Origin of the sequence: Cellulomonas sp. P24 (assembly GCF_024704385.1) — a bacterium.
Lineage (GTDB): Bacteria > Actinomycetota > Actinomycetes > Actinomycetales > Cellulomonadaceae > JAJDFX01.
In genome coordinates, this window is sequence record NZ_JAJDFX010000002.1 from 2,492,384 (window position 1) to 2,507,827 (window position 15,444).

12 protein-coding genes are annotated in these 15,444 nt (G+C 72.5%); 6 read left to right on the forward strand and 6 right to left on the reverse strand.

What is annotated here, in order from left to right; translation table 11 throughout:
- The first annotated feature begins 44 nt into the window (after positions 1-44).
- The 3 genes from pstC to LJB74_RS11605 are packed head-to-tail and all read left to right on the forward strand — an operon-like array spanning position 45 to position 3,138.
- Positions 45-1,064, forward strand: a complete 1,020-nt coding sequence (pstC, locus tag LJB74_RS11595) for a phosphate ABC transporter permease subunit PstC (RefSeq protein ID WP_259308676.1) — start codon at positions 45-47, stop codon at positions 1,062-1,064.
- Positions 1,061-2,131, forward strand: coding sequence for a phosphate ABC transporter permease PstA (gene pstA / locus LJB74_RS11600; RefSeq protein WP_259308677.1), 1,071 nt, complete (start codon positions 1,061-1,063; stop codon positions 2,129-2,131). Before pstC ends, pstA begins: the two co-directional genes overlap by 4 nt.
- Before the next feature lie 20 nt (positions 2,132-2,151).
- Positions 2,152-3,138 (forward strand): BlaI/MecI/CopY family transcriptional regulator, encoded by a 987-nt coding sequence (locus LJB74_RS11605; RefSeq protein WP_259308678.1) that lies wholly within the window; start codon positions 2,152-2,154, stop codon positions 3,136-3,138.
- Positions 3,139-3,155: 17 nt separating this feature from the next.
- Here the strand turns inward: LJB74_RS11605 and LJB74_RS11610 are convergent, their stop codons facing one another.
- The 5 genes from LJB74_RS11610 to LJB74_RS11630 form a co-directional block, all read right to left on the reverse strand.
- Positions 3,156-3,764 carry a pentapeptide repeat-containing protein gene (locus tag LJB74_RS11610; protein WP_259308679.1) on the reverse strand — a complete coding sequence of 203 codons (609 nt, stop codon included), beginning with the start codon at positions 3,762-3,764 and terminating at the stop codon, positions 3,156-3,158.
- An 81-nt stretch (positions 3,765-3,845) separates the two neighbouring features.
- Entirely contained in the window at positions 3,846-4,505 is a 660-nt protein-coding gene (locus LJB74_RS11615) for a DUF2510 domain-containing protein (RefSeq protein ID WP_259308680.1), read from the reverse strand.
- 92 nt (positions 4,506-4,597) lie between these two features.
- A complete protein-coding gene (locus LJB74_RS11620) occupies positions 4,598-5,572 on the reverse strand; it encodes a MaoC/PaaZ C-terminal domain-containing protein (RefSeq protein ID WP_259308681.1) in 975 nt (324 codons plus the stop codon).
- Positions 5,569-6,990, reverse strand: coding sequence for a 3-oxoacyl-ACP reductase (locus LJB74_RS11625; RefSeq protein WP_259308682.1), 1,422 nt, complete (start codon positions 6,988-6,990; stop codon positions 5,569-5,571). The genes LJB74_RS11620 and LJB74_RS11625 overlap by 4 nt, the downstream gene beginning before the upstream one ends.
- Positions 6,987-8,324: an acetyl-CoA C-acetyltransferase gene (locus LJB74_RS11630; RefSeq protein WP_259308683.1), complete on the reverse strand. Its 1,338-nt coding sequence runs from the start codon at positions 8,322-8,324 to the stop codon at positions 6,987-6,989. Before LJB74_RS11630 ends, LJB74_RS11625 begins: the two co-directional genes overlap by 4 nt.
- Before the next feature lie 218 nt (positions 8,325-8,542).
- On the opposite strand from LJB74_RS11630, the gene LJB74_RS11635 reads away from it, so the two are divergent.
- Positions 8,543-9,364 carry a TetR/AcrR family transcriptional regulator gene (locus LJB74_RS11635; RefSeq protein ID WP_310650844.1) on the forward strand — a complete coding sequence of 274 codons (822 nt, stop codon included), beginning with the start codon at positions 8,543-8,545 and terminating at the stop codon, positions 9,362-9,364.
- A 194-nt stretch (positions 9,365-9,558) separates the two neighbouring features.
- Complete coding sequence (locus tag LJB74_RS11640) at positions 9,559-11,610, forward strand: acyl-CoA dehydrogenase (protein WP_259308684.1); 2,052 nt, start codon at positions 9,559-9,561, stop codon at positions 11,608-11,610.
- A 190-nt stretch (positions 11,611-11,800) separates the two neighbouring features.
- On the opposite strand, the gene LJB74_RS11645 is transcribed toward LJB74_RS11640, so the two are convergent.
- Positions 11,801-12,817, reverse strand: a complete 1,017-nt coding sequence (locus tag LJB74_RS11645) for a DUF2804 domain-containing protein (RefSeq protein WP_259308685.1) — start codon at positions 12,815-12,817, stop codon at positions 11,801-11,803.
- A gap of 223 nt (positions 12,818-13,040) precedes the next feature.
- Here LJB74_RS11645 and purL point away from each other — a divergent pair, with 223 nt between their 5' ends.
- The gene (gene purL, locus LJB74_RS11650; protein ID WP_259308686.1) at positions 13,041-15,437 is read left to right on the forward strand and encodes a phosphoribosylformylglycinamidine synthase subunit PurL; all 2,397 of its coding nucleotides are present in this window, start codon (positions 13,041-13,043) and stop codon (positions 15,435-15,437) included.
- Positions 15,438-15,444: the final 7 nt, after the last annotated feature.

The window sequence follows — 15,444 nt, forward strand, 5'->3', positions numbered from 1 at the left end:
TGGGTCAGGCACCGTCGGTACGTCACCGTCCTGACAGGAGGAGCATGGGAGCCCCGAGCAGCGCCGGCGGTTCGACCCTGGCCGAGCCTCGGCCCCGTGATGCGGAGAACGCGCGCGCCCCGCGCCGTCGGTCCCGCCCGGTCGAGCACCTGGCCGACCGGGTCTTCCGACGGCTGACGATCGGCTCGGCAGGCTTCCTGCTCACCCTCCTGGTCGCGATCGCGCTGTTCCTCCTCGAGCGTGCGCTTCCGGCGATCAACCAGGACAGCACCAACTTCTTCACCACGCGGACGTGGAACCCCGACGACCAGCCGCCGGTGTTCGGGATCGCCGCCCTCACCTACGGCACGCTCGTGACGTCGGCCCTCGCGGTCGCGATGGCGTTCCCCGTGGCCGTCGGCGTGGCCCTCGCCGTCACGCACTACGTACCTCGCCGCGTCGCCCAGCTGATCGGCTACCTGGTCGACCTGCTCGCCGCGATCCCCAGCGTGGTCTTCGGCCTGTGGGGTCTGATCTTCCTGGTGCCGGCGATGATCCCGCTGAGCGCGTGGCTCGCCCGCTACTTCGGCTGGATCCCGATCTTCGCGTCGAAGGGCATCTTCGGGAAGTCGATCTTCACCGCCTCGGTGGTCCTCGCGATCATGATCCTGCCGATCATCGCCGCGATCTCGCGCGAGGTCCTCGGCCAGGCGCCGCTCGCGCACCAGGAGGCGGCGTACGCGCTCGGCGCCACGAAGTGGGAGATGATCCGCACCGCGGTGCTGCCGTACGGCCGGTCCGGGCTCATCAGCGCGACCGTGCTCGGCTTCGGCCGGGCGATGGGCGAGACCATCGCGGTCGCCCTCGTGCTCTCCGCCAACTACGAGATCAACATCCACCTGCTCGCACCGGGCGGCAACACCATCGCGGCGAACATCGCCAACACGTACGGCGAGGCCGCAGCGGTCGGACGCGGCGCGCTCATCGCCTCCGGGCTGGTGCTGTTCGTCATCACGCTGATCGTCAACTTCGTGGCACGCGCGATCGTCGCTCGCAGCAAGGACTTCCGGGAGACCGGCTCATGACCACCGCACCGACCGCCCCCGCCCCCGCGCCCGCCGACGTCCTCGTCTCCGTCTCCGGGGGGAACGCTCTGCCGTGCTGGACGGCCGCCGCCGTCGCCGGTGCCACCCTCGTCGTGAGCGGTGTGCTGTTCGCGCTGACCCCGCTGCAGGGTGTCGCGGACTTCGTGGTGTTCAGCACGCTCCTGTTCGTCGTCGCGTTCATCACGACGTCCGTGGTCGTCGAGGGCGGGCGGCGTGCCCGGGACCGCCTCGCGCTGACCCTGACGAGCGCAGCGCTCGTCATGGCGGTCGTGCCGCTCGTCGCGGTCCTCGGCTTCACCCTCAGCCGCGGGCTCGCACGGTTCGACGGGACGTTCTTCACGCACTCGATGTTCAGCGTCGCGGACAGCGACCCCGGCGGCGGCATCTACCACGCGATCGTCGGCACCATCGAGCAGGTCGGGATCGCGACGGTGATCTCGGTGCCGTTGGGCCTGATGGTGTCGATCTACCTCGTCGAGTACGCGCGCGGTCGGTTCGGCCGCGTCGTCAGCACGTTCGTCGACGTCATGACGGGCCTGCCGTCGATCGTCGCCGGCCTGTTCGTCCTCGCGCTGTGGGTGCTGATCCTCCACCAGGGGTACAGCGGCTTCGCCGGGTCGCTGGCGCTCGTGATCCTCATGATCCCGGTGGTCGTGCGCACCACCGAGGAGATGCTGCGCCTGGTCCCGGACTCGTTGCGCGAGGCCAGCTACGCGCTGGGGATCCCCCGCTGGCAGACCATCCGGTCGATCGTCCTCCCCACCGCGATGCCCGGCATCACGACGGGCATCATGCTGGCCGTCGCGCGCGTCTCGGGCGAGACCGCACCGCTGCTGCTGACCGTGTTCGGCAGCACCGCGATCAACGTCAACCCGTTCAGCGGTCCGCAGGAGGCGCTCCCGCTCTTCGTCTTCAGCGAGGCCGGTCTGCCGAACGACACGGCTCTGGCGCGTGCATGGGCGGGTGCCCTCACGCTCATCCTGCTCGTCGTCCTGCTGAACGTGGTCGCCCGGCTCCTGGTCCGACGCTCCGTCCTGCAGCGCTGATGCCACGCGGGACGCGGCCGATGAGGGCCGGCTTCGGACCGCTGCTGCAGGTCCTCGACGACGCCGCCGTGCAGCACGTCGTGGTCGGGCCGGTCGCGAGGTATGCGCAGGCCGAGCCGGGTGCCCCGACGGTCCGCCCGCCCGAGTCGCTCGACATCGCGCCGTCCTTCGACGAGGTCAACCTGGCGCGGCTCGCCCGGGTGCTGGACGCCTTCGGCGCGACGTTGCGGATCACCGGGACGGCAGGCGGCATGCGGGTCCCGCTCAGCCCGGCGCTGTTCGTCGACCTGCCCGTGCTGCCCCTGTCCACCCGGCTCGGCGACGTGACGGTGCTGCGCCACCCTCTCGACCGACCTGAGGCGTACGCCGAGCTCGTCGACTCGGCGATCGCCGCATGGATCGACGGCGTCAGGGTCCTCGTGGTCGGCCCGGTGGTCGGGCCCGACGAGCTGTCCGAGCGGCGTCCTGCACCTGGCGGCGGCGCCGACGGGGACGACGCGGGGTCGGCGGGCGGCGATCCTGCGGGGGCTGCGGGCGTCGTCGGGACGACAGGTCTCGCGGGGACGACAGATCTCGCAGGGACCACGGGTCTCGCCGGGACCGCGGGTCTGGCGGGTCTGGCGGGTGCGGCTGGTCTCGCGGGGATCGCCGGCCGCACGGGCGACGTGCCTCGGGTGCCGGCGACGCCGGAGTCGGAGGAGGAGCTCGCCCAGGCGATCCTCGAGGCGGTCGACCGACTGACGCACCCGGTGTCGGTCCGCGAGCTCGTCCTGGCCATGAGCGGGTCGCGCCGGCTGCCGTACAAGCAGGTCAAGAACGCCGCGGAGATGCTGACCGCGCGCGGGGAGCTGCTGCGGGAGAAGGACGGCTCCGCCTACCGCTACCGGTCGCCGATCGATCCCGGTGACCGCATCGCCCGCCAGATCGCGGCGCTGCTGCGCACCGCACCGGACTGCGACGCCACGCTCCAGCGGGCACGCGGCTACATCGCCTCGTCGGCGAGCTGAGGCGCCGACGGAGCCGCTCAGGCGACGGTGATCCGCAGGTGGGCTGCCAGCGCCCCGGCGAGGTCGAGGAGCTGCTCCGGACTGATGGTGGCGCCGGCGAGCCCCGCGAGCCCGTCGAGCCGCGACAGGTCGGCTCTCCGGAGATCGACGTCGGTCAGCTCGGCGCGCGTCAGGTCGAGCCGGCCGATGCGGCAGTCGTCGATGACGAGGCGTGTCACGCGCGCACCGATGAGGTCGAGATCGCCGATCACGCATCCGTCGAGCCGGACGTCCGTGAGGTGCGCCTCGCGGAGGTTGAGGTAGTCGATCTTGCCGCCGTGCACCGTCACCCGGGTGAGCGCGCCACCGTAGGCCTGGACCGCCCCGAGTCGGCAGTCGACGATCTCGACGTCGCGCCACGTCGCGTCGACGAGGTCGAGCGTGCCGGCGTGGACCTCGCGCAACGTCGTGTCGAGGAGCTGGGCGTGGTCGAGGTCGGTCGCGTCGAGGGTGCAGCCGTGCAGCACGCAGTCGATGAACCGCGCGTGATCGGCGTGCTGGCCCGACAGGTCGAGACCGTCGAACGCCAGGGCCTCGTAGTCGCCGTCGGGTTCGAGAGCACCGGTGAATGCGTCGAGATCGATCACGACGTCACCCTCCCACCGACCGCCCACCCGGCGCCCCTGCACGGACAGTCGAGCGCTCTCACGCCCACCCGGTCGGGGTGCTCAGAGACCGAAGCCGGCGAAGCGCAGCCCGACTGCCACGGCCCAGGACAGCGCCGAGAGCACGATGCCCCAGATCGCCAGCGACCGCCCGACCGCCGGGTAGCCCTGAGCCGCCAGCTTGCGCGAACGGGTCAGTCCGGTGATCGACACCACGACGGCGATGAGCGAACCGAACCAGTACCCGAACAGCACCCCGATGCTGACGAACACGACGCCGAGGACGAAACCGATCGTGGCCCGGGTGTTCTTCGGTGCCGCGACTCCGGGGAGGTACGAGTACGGGAACGCGGCCCCTGACACCGTGCCGTTGGCCTCGTAGCCGACCACGCCGCCGTAGGCCGGCGACGTGCCGTGCCCACCTGATGCTGCGGTCGGAAGGTAGCCGCCGGGGCTGCGCTGCTGCGCCGTGCTCGCGGTGGCCCCGAGCTCGGCATACGGGTCCTGTCCCAGCGGGTTCGTCGGGCCCGGTGTCCAGGCGCCGCCTGCTGAGACGGTCGCTTGCGCCGACGCCGGCGCCGGCGAGAGCGGGGCGTCCGTCGGCATCACGTGCGACGTCCACTGGGCGCCGTCCCACCACCGCTGGCCGCCGCCGGACGGATCTGCGTACCAGCCGGCGGGCGGCATGCCTGTGATGGCGTTCTGGCCTGGTGCGATCGACATCGGTACCCCCTCGCGCGCTGCGGCACGACGGTGTCGGGCCCGAGGTGGTGATCGACGCCGCCGATCAGCGGGTTGAGCCGTAATCGGGTGAATCACTCGTCCGAGGGGGTGATCTTCCCGGTGAAGTGCACCGCGCCGGACCGGACGTCCCACCCGGTGTATCTGAATCCCCGGCCGGCGAGCGCGGAGTCGGTGCTCGACCCGTCCGCGTCGGGCACCCGGACGACCTGGAGCGTCACGGTCCCGGGCAGCAGCACGGGCTTCGCGAACTGCACCGTCCAGGTGAACCCCGGGCCGCGCCGCGGGCCGACGTCGGCGAGAGCCCGTGCGGCGGTGTACATGCCGTGCGCGATGGCGCGGGGGAAGCCGAACGCGCGCGCGGTGAGCGCCGACATGTGGATCGGGTTGCGATCCCCGGAGACCTCGGCGTACCGCCGCCCGGTGTCGGCCGCGAGGTGCCAGACGGCGGTCGGGAGCCCGGTCGGCACCGACAGCGCGGGAGGACGCTCGTCCGGGGCCGCTGCTCCCGTGAGCCGCGCGCCCCGCGAGAGGTAGGTGGACACCCCGCGCCAGGCCGGCGGCTCGCCCGACCCGGCCGCGTCCTCTCGGCTGACCTCGACGACGAGGTCGAGCTGCACGCCGGACCGGTGCGGTCGGAGCTGCTCGGTCCACGCCCGGACGTGCAACGCGTCGGTGTGCCGCAGGGGTTCGCGCTGCTCGACCGCGTTGGCCAGGTGCACCATGCCGACCAACGGCAGCGGGAAGTCGTGGCGCACCATGAGGGCGGTGGCGACGGGGAACGCGAGCACGTGCACGAACCCGGCCGGCAGCACGTCGCTCGCCGGTTCCCCGATCAGGTGCTGGTAGGCGGTCAGGTGGGCGGTCGAGGCCCGGACGTCGTGCACCGCGTACTCGACCGAGGGCAGGGCGTCGGCGTCGAGCGGCCGTGCCCCTGCGGGTGACAGCGAGCGCCTGAGGGCGAGCCGCGCCGCGCCGATCCCCCCGCGGCCGTAGAGGCCCCCGAGACCGGGGACGGCGTCGAGCTCGACGACCTTCCGGGTGGTCATGCCCCGACCAGGTTCTGCCCGCACACCCGCAGGACCTGCCCGACCACGCCACCGGCCGACGGCGAGGCCAGGAACGCCACCGTCTCGGCGACGTCCTCGGGCAGCCCGCCCTGCTGCAAGGAGTTGAGCCGACGCGCGACCTGGCGGGTCACCGCGGGGATCCGGGCCGTCATCTCCGTCTCGATGAAGCCGGGTGCGACGGCGTTGGCCGTCCCGCCGAAGGCCGTCAGCAGCGGGGCCGTCGCCCGGACCATCCCGATCACGCCGCCCTTGGACGCCGCGTAGTTGGTCTGGCCGCGGTTCCCGGCGATCCCGCTCGTCGAGGCGAGCGAGACGATCCGCGGCGCGTCGGTGAAGTCCCCGGACGTGAGGAGCGCCTCGTTGATGCGGAGCTGAGCGGCGATGTTCACCGCCAGGACGGCGTCCCACCGCTCGCGGCCCATGTTCGCGAGGAGCTTGTCGCGGGTGATGCCGGCGTTGTGGACGACGACGTCCAGGTGCCCGTGCCGACCGAGGGCGTGCTCGAGGAGCCGCTGCCCGGCGTCCTCGGCCGTGATGTCGAGCTGGAGCGCGGTGCCGCGCACCTCGTTCGCGACGGCGGCCAGCGCCTCGCCGGCGGCAGGGACGTCCACGACGACGACCGTCGCGCCGTCGCGGGCGAGGGTGCGGGCGATCGCCGCCCCGATCCCGCGAGCGGCACCGGTGACCACGGCGACCCGTCCGGCGAGCGGCGCGTCCCAGTCGGCCGGGAGCGTGCCCGCGTCCGAGTCGATCTCCAGGAGCTGGCCGTCGACGAACGCCGAGCGCCTCGACAGGAAGAACCGCAGGGCGCCCACCGCCGACGGGGCGAGCACGTCGACCCCTTCGGCGAGCACGATGCCGTTGGCGGTCGCTCCGCCGCGGAGCTCCTTGGCGAGGGACCGCAGGAGGCCGTCCACACCCTGGCGTGCTGCGGCGACGGCCGGGGCATCCTCGGGCGTCGCCGGCCGGGAGACCGTCACGACCCGACCACCCGGCGCGAGCCGACGCAGCGTCGCGGCGAGGGCGGCGACCGGTGCGGCGAGGTCGTCCGGGTGCTCGACGTCGGACAGGACGAGGACGACGGCGGCGACGGTCTCGGTCGTGGCGACGTGGCGGTGCACGTCGAGGTCCCAGCCCGGAGCGTCGCCGGTGCCGGCTGTGCCGCCGGTGCTGGCGGTGCTGGCACTGCCGGCGAGGAGCTGGGCGATGGCGTCGGCGTCCGGTTGCGGGGTGCTCGGGCCGTCCTGGCCGCCGAGCCCGATCACCAGCACCGGGCCGGCCACGAGCGGGTCACCCACCCGGTGGCGCCGCAAGGGGGCAGGTCGGGGCAGACCGAGCTGCTTGGCGAGCTTCTTCGTGAACCCGCTGTTCACGAGCTGCAGGTACGTGTCGGTCATGCCGTCTCCAGGATCGCGGTGACGCCCAGCCCGCCGGCTGCGCACACGGAGATGAGGGCGCGGGCCGGCGAGCCGGTCTCGGCGGCACGAGCTGCGAGCAGCTTCGCCGTCGTCGCCACGAGCCTGCCACCTGTGGCGGCGAACGGGTGACCCGCCGCCAACGAGGACCCGTTGACGTTGAGCCGGTTCCGGTCGACCGTGCCGAACGCGCCGTCGAGCCCCAGGCGCTCGCGGCCGAACGTCTCGTCCTCCCAGGCGGCGAGGGTCGTCAGCACGGTCGACGCGAAGGCCTCGTGGATCTCGAGGAAGTCCAGGTCCGCGAGCGTCAGCCCGTGCCGCGCCAGGAGACGTGGCACGGCGAACGCGGGCGCCATCAGCAGGCCGTCCGTCCCGTGCACGAAGTCCACCGCGGCGACCTCGGCGTCGACGACGTAGGCGAGGACGGGCAGGTCGTGCGCGTGCGCCCACTCCTCGGAGCCGAGGAGCACCGTCGAGGCGCCGTCGCTGAGCGGCGTGGAGTTGCCCGCGGTCATCGTCGCCGGGGTCGGCAGGTGCGTGCCGAAGACCGGCTTGAGCGCCGCAAGCTTCTCCGCGGAGGTGTCCGCGCGGAGGTTCTGGTCGCGGACGAGACCGCGGTAGGGCGTGACGAGGTCGTCGAAGAACCCGGCGTCGTAGGCCGCCGCGAGACGGCGGTGACTCAGCAGTGCGATCTCGTCCTGCGCCTCGCGGGAGATCCCCCACTGCGCGGTGGTGAGGGCCTGGTGCTCGCCCATCGAGAGCCCGGTGCGGGGCTCCGCCGTCGTCGGGGCCGACGGCGCGAGGTCGGCGGGCCGGATGCCGGCGAGTGCGGCGAGCTTGTGCCGCGGGGTCCGTGCGCGAGAGAGCGTGAGGAGCGCGCGCCGGAGGCCGTCGCTCACGGCGACCGGGGCGTCCGACGAGCTGTCGACGCCACCGGCGATCGCAGAGTCGAGCTGACCGAGCCGGATCTTGTTGCTCAGCCCGACGACGGCCTCGAGACCCGTCGCGCAGGCCTGCTGGAGGTCGTACGCGGGGGTCTCGGCGGAGAGCGCGGAGCCGAGCACGGCCTCGCGGGTCAGGTTGAAGTCGCGCGAGTGCTTGAGGACCGCGCCCGCGGCGACCTCCCCGATGCGCTCGCCCTGCAGGCCGAACCGCGCCACGAGGCCGTCGAGCGCGGCGGTGAGCATGTCGAGGTTCGACGAGTCGCGGTACGGGCCGCCGATCTTGGCGAACGGGATGCGGTTGCCGCCGATCACGGCCGCTCGCCGGGTGGGCGTGGCGGTCGGGGTGGCGGGTGCGCGTCGTGCTGCAGGCATGAAGGTCCTCTCGCGTCGTTGCTGAGGTGCGTGCTGCTGGGTGCGGGCGGGTGGAGCTCGGGTGGTGCTGGGTGCTGGTGGTGCGGGGTGATGCTGAGTGCGGGGTGCTGGTGGTGCGGCTGGACGGGCGGATCGTGCGATCAGGGACCTCGGTCCCAAGAATCTTCGTTGAGTCGATGGTATGTCCGAGACCCAGAGTACCTGATACCGTCGGTTTCGTGAGCCAGATCACACCGGCTCCGACGGCGTCGTCGGAACCCGGTCACCCCGATCCGCTGCAGTCGGACGGTCGGTCCACCCGATGGGCGGATCACCGCGAGGCGCGCCGCGCCGAGCTCGTGCGCGTCGCCCGTCGAGTGGTGCACCACCAGGGGCCGGACGTGTCCATGGACGAGATCGCGGCGGCCGCGGGGACGTCGAAGTCGATCGTGTACCGGTACTTCTCCGACAAGACCGGGCTGCAGATCGCCCTCGCCGATGCGGTCCTGCTCCAGATGCAGGGCGCCCTCGAAGGCGCACTCCGCTCCGCCGACACCCCTCGCGACGGGTTGCGGTCGATGGTCGCCGTGTACCTCGAGATGGTCGAGTCCTCGCCGAACGTCTACTCGTTCGTCACGCGGCAGCCCGAGTCCGGGGCTCCGATGGCGCACTTCCTCGATGAGGTCACCGCCATGGTCGCCACACCGTTCGTGCGGGCCCTCACCGAGAGCGCCGTCACGGCGCCGGGACCGGTGTCCGCACTCGCGCAGTCGTGGGCGGCCGGAGCCGTGGGGTTCGTGCGCGGCTCGGGCGAGTGGTGGATGGCACAACGCGGCCGGCCCGGCACGCCGAGCCGCGACGAGCTGACCCGCCAGATCGCCTCCTGGCTCTGGGCCGGACCGGTCGGGTTCCTTGCGCGTGACCGCAGCAGCCCGGACCGTCGCGCGCCGGACCTGCCCGCCGGGGACCCGCCGGGTGCGGAGCCTGACGGCGCGGTCCCTGACGGCGCGGTCCCCGACGTTGCGGACACCCGCGCCGCGGATCCGCCTGGAGCGCGGTGAGGCAGCGAGGGGTGCTCCCGTCTACCGCCCGTACCGCTGCCCACCTCAGCTCTGCTCAGCCTCTCCGCGCGCCACTCACCTCGCACCACTCACCGCACACCGCACACCGCACCACTCACCGCACACCGCACCACCACTCACCGCACCGCCGTCCACCGCTCGACCTCCCACTGCACCGCCGCCGAGGAGACTCCATGACCGCGACCACCGAACGCCCGACCCCTGCCGCCCCCGCCCCTGAGCCCGCTGTCGACGTCGCGTCTCTCGCGACCGTCCTGCTCGGCCGCTGGGCCGAGATGCGGCTGGCGGCACGCACCCTTGCCGGCGACCCACGGTTCGCCCGGATCGAGGGCCTGCCGATGGCCGAGCACCGTGAACGCGTCCTGACCCAGCTGATGACGCTGGCGGCCGAGGGGGACGTGCTGCGCGCGTTCCCGACGGCCCTCGGCGGCTCGGACCAGCACGGCGCGAGCCTCGCGCGGTTCGAGGAACTCGTCGCCGCCGACCCGTCCCTGCAGATCAAGGCGGGTGTCCAGTGGGGGCTGTTCGCGTCCGCGATCATGCACCTCGGAACGGCCCCGCACCACGAGCGACTGCTCCCCGATGCGATGTCGGTCGCCGTGCCAGGGGCGTTCGCGATGACGGAGGTCGGCCACGGTTCTGACGTCGCGTCGATCGCCACGACGGCGACCTACGACGCCGGGACGCACGAGTTCGTGATCCACACGCCGTTCCGCGGGGCGTGGAAGGAGTTCCTCGGCAACGCCGCCAAGCACGGCACCGCGGCCGTGGTGTTCGCCCAGCTCATCACGCAGGGCGTCAACCACGGGGTCCACGCGCTCTACGTCCCGTTGCGCGACCCGCAGACCAAGGAGTTCCTGCCGGGGGTGAGCGGCAAGGACGACGGCCTCAAGGGTGGGCTCAACGGCATCGACAACGGTCAGCTGTGCTTCGACCACGTCCGGGTGCCGCGCGAGAACCTGCTCAACCGGTACGGCGACGTCGCCGAGGACGGCACGTACACCTCGCCGATCGCGAGCCCCGGCCGACGCTTCTTCACGATGCTCGGCACGTTGGTCCAGGGCCGGGTGTCGCTCGACGGTGCCGCGAACAACGCCGCGAAGATCGCCCTCGTCGCCGCCGTCACCCACGGCAACCAGCGTCGGCAGTTCGCCGGCAGCTCGGACGCCGAGGAGACCGTGCTGCTCGACTACCAGCAGCACCAGCGCCGGTTGCTCCCGCTCCTCGCGGAGACCTACGCCGGCGCCTTCGCGCACGAGCGGCTGCTCGAGCTGTTCGACTCGGTGTTCTCCGGACGGACCGACACCGATGAGGACCGTCAGGACCTCGAGACACTCGCCGCGGCCCTCAAGCCGATGTCCACGTGGCATGCGCTCACGACGCTGCAGACCGCACGCGAGGCCTGCGGCGGTGCCGGCTTCATGGTCGAGAACCGCCTGACGTCGCTCCGCGCCGACCTCGACGTGTACGTGACGTTCGAGGGCGACAACACGGTGCTCCTCCAGCTCGTGGCCAAGCGTCTGCTCGCCGACTACGGGCGTGAGTTCAAGGACGTCGACGCCGGCGGTGTCGCGCGGTACATCGCGACGCGGGCTGCCGATGCCGCGCTGCACCGCACGCCGTTGCAGCGCGCCCTGCAGATCCTCGCGGACCAGGGGGACGCGCGCCGATCCGTCGGGCAGCTGCGTGGCGCCGAGGCGCAACGTGACCTGCTGACCGATCGGGTGGACTCGATGGTCGCGGAGCTCGCGGCCGCACTGCGTCCGGCGACCAAGGCCTCGCGCGCGGACGCCGCGGCGCTGTTCAACCGCCACCAGCACCAGCTGATCGAGACGGCGCGGGCCCATGCCGAGCTGGTCCAGTGGGAGGCGTTCACGGCCGCTCTCACCACGATCGAGGACCCCGGCACGGCTCGCGTGCTCGGGTGGCTGCGCGATCTGTTCGGCCTGACCCTCATCGAGCGGAACCTGGCGTGGTACCTCATCCACGGCCGGCTGTCCGTCGGGCGCGCGCGCACGGTGACGTCGTACGTCGACCGGCTGCTCACGCACCTGCGCCCGCACGCCCAGGACCTCGTGGACGCGTTCGGCTACGCGCCCGAGGCGATCCGCGCCACGATCGCCACCGGTGCCGAGCGCGAGCGTCAGGACGAGGCCCGCGCCCACTACCGGGCGCAGCGCGCCTCCGGCACCGCCCCCGTCCCGGAGAAGTCCCGCACCTCCTGACCGACCCAGCTCCCGCACCTTCCCGTCCCGACGGTCTGGTCGACCGGAAGTCCACGCGAGTCGATCCCGCCCGTCGGTCGGTCCCGCCAGTCGGGTGTCCGGGTGGGTCGTGTGCTGTCGAGTGGAGCGTTCTGTCGCGACACGCCCGCGTGTCGCTGACAGAACGCTCCACTCGACAGAAGGGGGCGGGTTACCAGCGGTTGCGGGCTTCTTCGGCCCAGCCGACGGCGCCGTCGACGTGGACCCGGGTGCCGGTGTCGTCCGTCATCCAGCCCGACCACATGCCGAAGCACTGGTGGGTCTCGCTCGCCACGACGACGAGGTTCGTCCGTGCGGCGCGCTCGTGGAACGGTGCGAACGTGAGCTCCACGTGGCGACGGTCCACGTCGTGCACGTGCCAGGGGGCCAGCCACTCGGTGCGGTCGTACTCCCAGACCAGCTCGTCGCTGTTCTTGTGCAGCCGGCCGTCGAGCACCAGGGCGTTCTCGGTCGAGCCGGTGCCGTCCGTCCACGCCCCACCGACCTGGACCCCGACCGTGCGGCCGTCGACGACCCCGCTGCCCGCCCCCCAGTTCCAGCGCATCGAGTACGGCCACAGCCCGCGCCCGTGGTCGAGCACGGCCCACGACTCGCCGGCCGGGACCTCGTGGCGCACCCCGTCGACGACGACCGACCCGGCCGCCGGTCGTGCGACGTCCTTGAGCGTGTACTGGAAGCGCCGGTCGCTCCACGGCACCACGACGCCCAACGACTCGTGCCCCGCGGGCAGCTCGGCGATGACGTCCACCTCGACCCGCGCCGTCCGGGCCCGCAGCCGGGTGCGTCCGGGGGCGTCGTCGATGGCGATGTCGAGCCCGCGTGCGTGCGCCCGCGACGGGCCGGTCCCGCTGGTGTCGGGCAGCGTGCAGCCGGCGCCGAACGGCACGACGGCCACCGTGTCGATCTCCTCGGACGTCCGGCGGTCGAGCACCCAGACCTGGTGCTGCGCCGCGTAGTCGAGATCGGCGACGGTCAGCGCGATCACGTGGGTGGGCGTGACGACGCCCCAGTACTCCCAGCGCTTGGTCCGGCCCCAGCCGTGCAACGGGGTGCGGGGGAGCCGTGTCCCGTGCAGCGGTCCGCGCGTCCAGCCGACGGTGTCGGGGTTCAGCCGCCCGTCCGGCAGGCAGAGCTCGACGGCGGTGACGATCTCACGTTCGGTTCTCACGGGGCTCCCTCGTCCCGGCGGACGCACCGACGCCCGCCCCGACCCAGCATCCCAGGTCAGCGCCCTGTCGCGGCAGCCCCCGCACATCACCCGTCTCCCGCCGAGTGGAGCGGTCTGCAGCGACACGCCCGCGTGTCGCTCGCAGACCGCTCCACTTGGCGGGAGGGCGTCGGGGCGCCGGTATCCTGGGTGGCGTCTGCGCTGGCCTCTCGTGAGGGATTCGATGACCACGTCGCCCACCACTCCGTCTCCCGAGACCGTGTCCTTCGACACCGTCGCGAACGCCGAGGCCACTCCCGACCAGGAGATGCCGTACGCCGAGCTCGGCCTGACGCCCGGGGAGTACCAGCAGATCCACGACCTCCTCGGTCGTCGCCCGACCGCGGCCGAGCTCGCGATGTACTCCGTGATGTGGTCCGAGCACTGCTCGTACAAGTCGTCGAAGGCGCACCTGAGCAAGTTCGGCGCGAAGACCACACCGGCGATGAAGGAGCACCTGCTCGTCGGCATCGGCGAGAACGCGGGCGTCGTCGACATCGGCGACGGCTGGGCCGTCACCTTCAAGGTCGAGTCCCACAACCACCCGAGCTTCGTCGAGCCGTACCAGGGCGCCGCGACCGGCGTCGGCGGCATCGTCCGCGACATCATCTCGATGGGCGCACGGCCGGTCGCGGTCATGGACCAGCTGCGGTTCGGGGCGATCGACCACCCGGACACCGCGCGCGTCGTGCACGGCGTGGTCTCCGGCGTCGGCGGCTACGGCAACTGCCTCGGCCTCCCGAACGTCGGCGGCGAGGTCGTCTTCGACCCCTCCTACCAGGGCAACCCGCTCGTGAACGCCCTCTGCGTGGGGGTGCTCCGGCACGAGGACATCCACCTCGCGAACGCGACCGGCGTCGGCAACAAGGTCGTGCTGTTCGGCGCCCGCACCGGCGGCGACGGCATCGGCGGCGCCTCGATCCTCGCGAGCGAGACCTTCGACGACACCAAGCCGTCCAAGCGGCCGAGCGTCCAGGTCGGCGACCCGTTCATGGAGAAGGTGCTCATCGAGTGCTGCCTCGAGCTCTTCGCGGCTGGCGTCGTCGAGGGCATCCAGGACCTCGGGGCTGCCGGGATCTCCTGCGCGACGAGCGAGCTCGCGAGCAACGGCGACGGCGGCATGTACGTCGAGCTCGACAAGGTGCTGCTGCGCGACCCGAGCCTGACGCCCGGCGAGATCCTCATGTCGGAGTCGCAGGAGCGCATGATGGCCGTCGTCACGCCGGCGAAGCTCGACGAGTTCCTCGCGATCACCCGCAAGTGGGACGTCGAGACGGCGGTGATCGGCGAGGTGACCGACACCGGTCGGCTGGTGATCGACCACCACGGCGTGAAGATCGTCGACGTCCTCCCGCGCACCGTGGCCCACGAGGGCCCCGTCTACCACCGCCCGTACGCGCGGCCGGCCTGGCAGGACGCCCTCAACGCGGCGACCCTCAGCGGGCCCGACGCGGACCCGCGGTACGCGCGCCCGTCCACCCCGGAGGAGCTCCGCTCCACGCTGCTGCGACTCCTCGGCTCGCCGAACCTGTCCTCGAAGTCCTGGGTCACCAACCAGTACGACCGGTTCGTGCAGGGCAACACGGGCCTCGCGCAGCCCGACGACGGCGGTGTGATCCGCGTGGACGAGACCACCGGCCTCGGCGTCGCGCTGTCGACCGACGCGAACGGTCGCTGGACCAAGCTCGACCCGTACACGGGTGCGCAGCTCGCGCTCGCGGAGGCCTACCGCAACGTCGCGACGACGGGCGCCCGCCCGCTCGCGGTCACCGACTGCCTGAACTTCGGGTCCCCCGAGGACCCGGACTCGATGTGGCAGCTCGTCCAGGCCATCGAGGGGCTCGCGGAGGCATGCCAGACCCTCGGCGTCCCCGTGACGGGCGGCAACGTCTCGCTCTACAACGGCACCGGTGAGCCCGGTCAGATCGACTCGTCGATCCACCCGACCCCGGTCGTCGGGGTCCTCGGCGTGATCGACGACGTCGCGCGTGCCACCCGGTCGGGGTGGACCGCACCGGGTCTGTCGATCTACCTGCTCGGCACGACCCGCGGCGAGCTCGACGGCTCCGCGTGGGCCGACGTCGTCCACTCCCACCTCGGTGGTCTCCCGCCGAAGGTCGACCTCGCCGCTGAGCGGACCCTCGCCGAGATCCTCGTCAACGCCGCGCGCGACCACCTGGTCGACGCCGCCCACGACCTCTCCGAGGGTGGCCTCGCCCAGGCGCTGGTCGAGGCCTGCCTGCGGTTCGGCGTCGGTGCGCGGGTCTCGCTCGACGCCCTGTGCGCGCGCGACGGCGTCTCGACCTTCGAGGCGTTGTTCTCCGAGTCGACCGGTCGGGTGCTCGTCGCCGTCCCGCGGAGCGAGGAGGTCCGGTTCGTGGACCTCTGCACCGCGCGGGGCTACCCGTCGCTCCGGATCGGGATCACGGACGACGCGTGCCAGCCCGGCTCCGGTGCGCTCGGTGCGCCCGACGAGGAGCACGAGAACGAGCCCGCCCTCGAGATCCAGGGCCTGTTCACCCTGCCCCTCGCGGAGGCGCGCACGGTGTTCGAGGCCACCCTCCCGAGCCACTTCGGCTGACCCCACC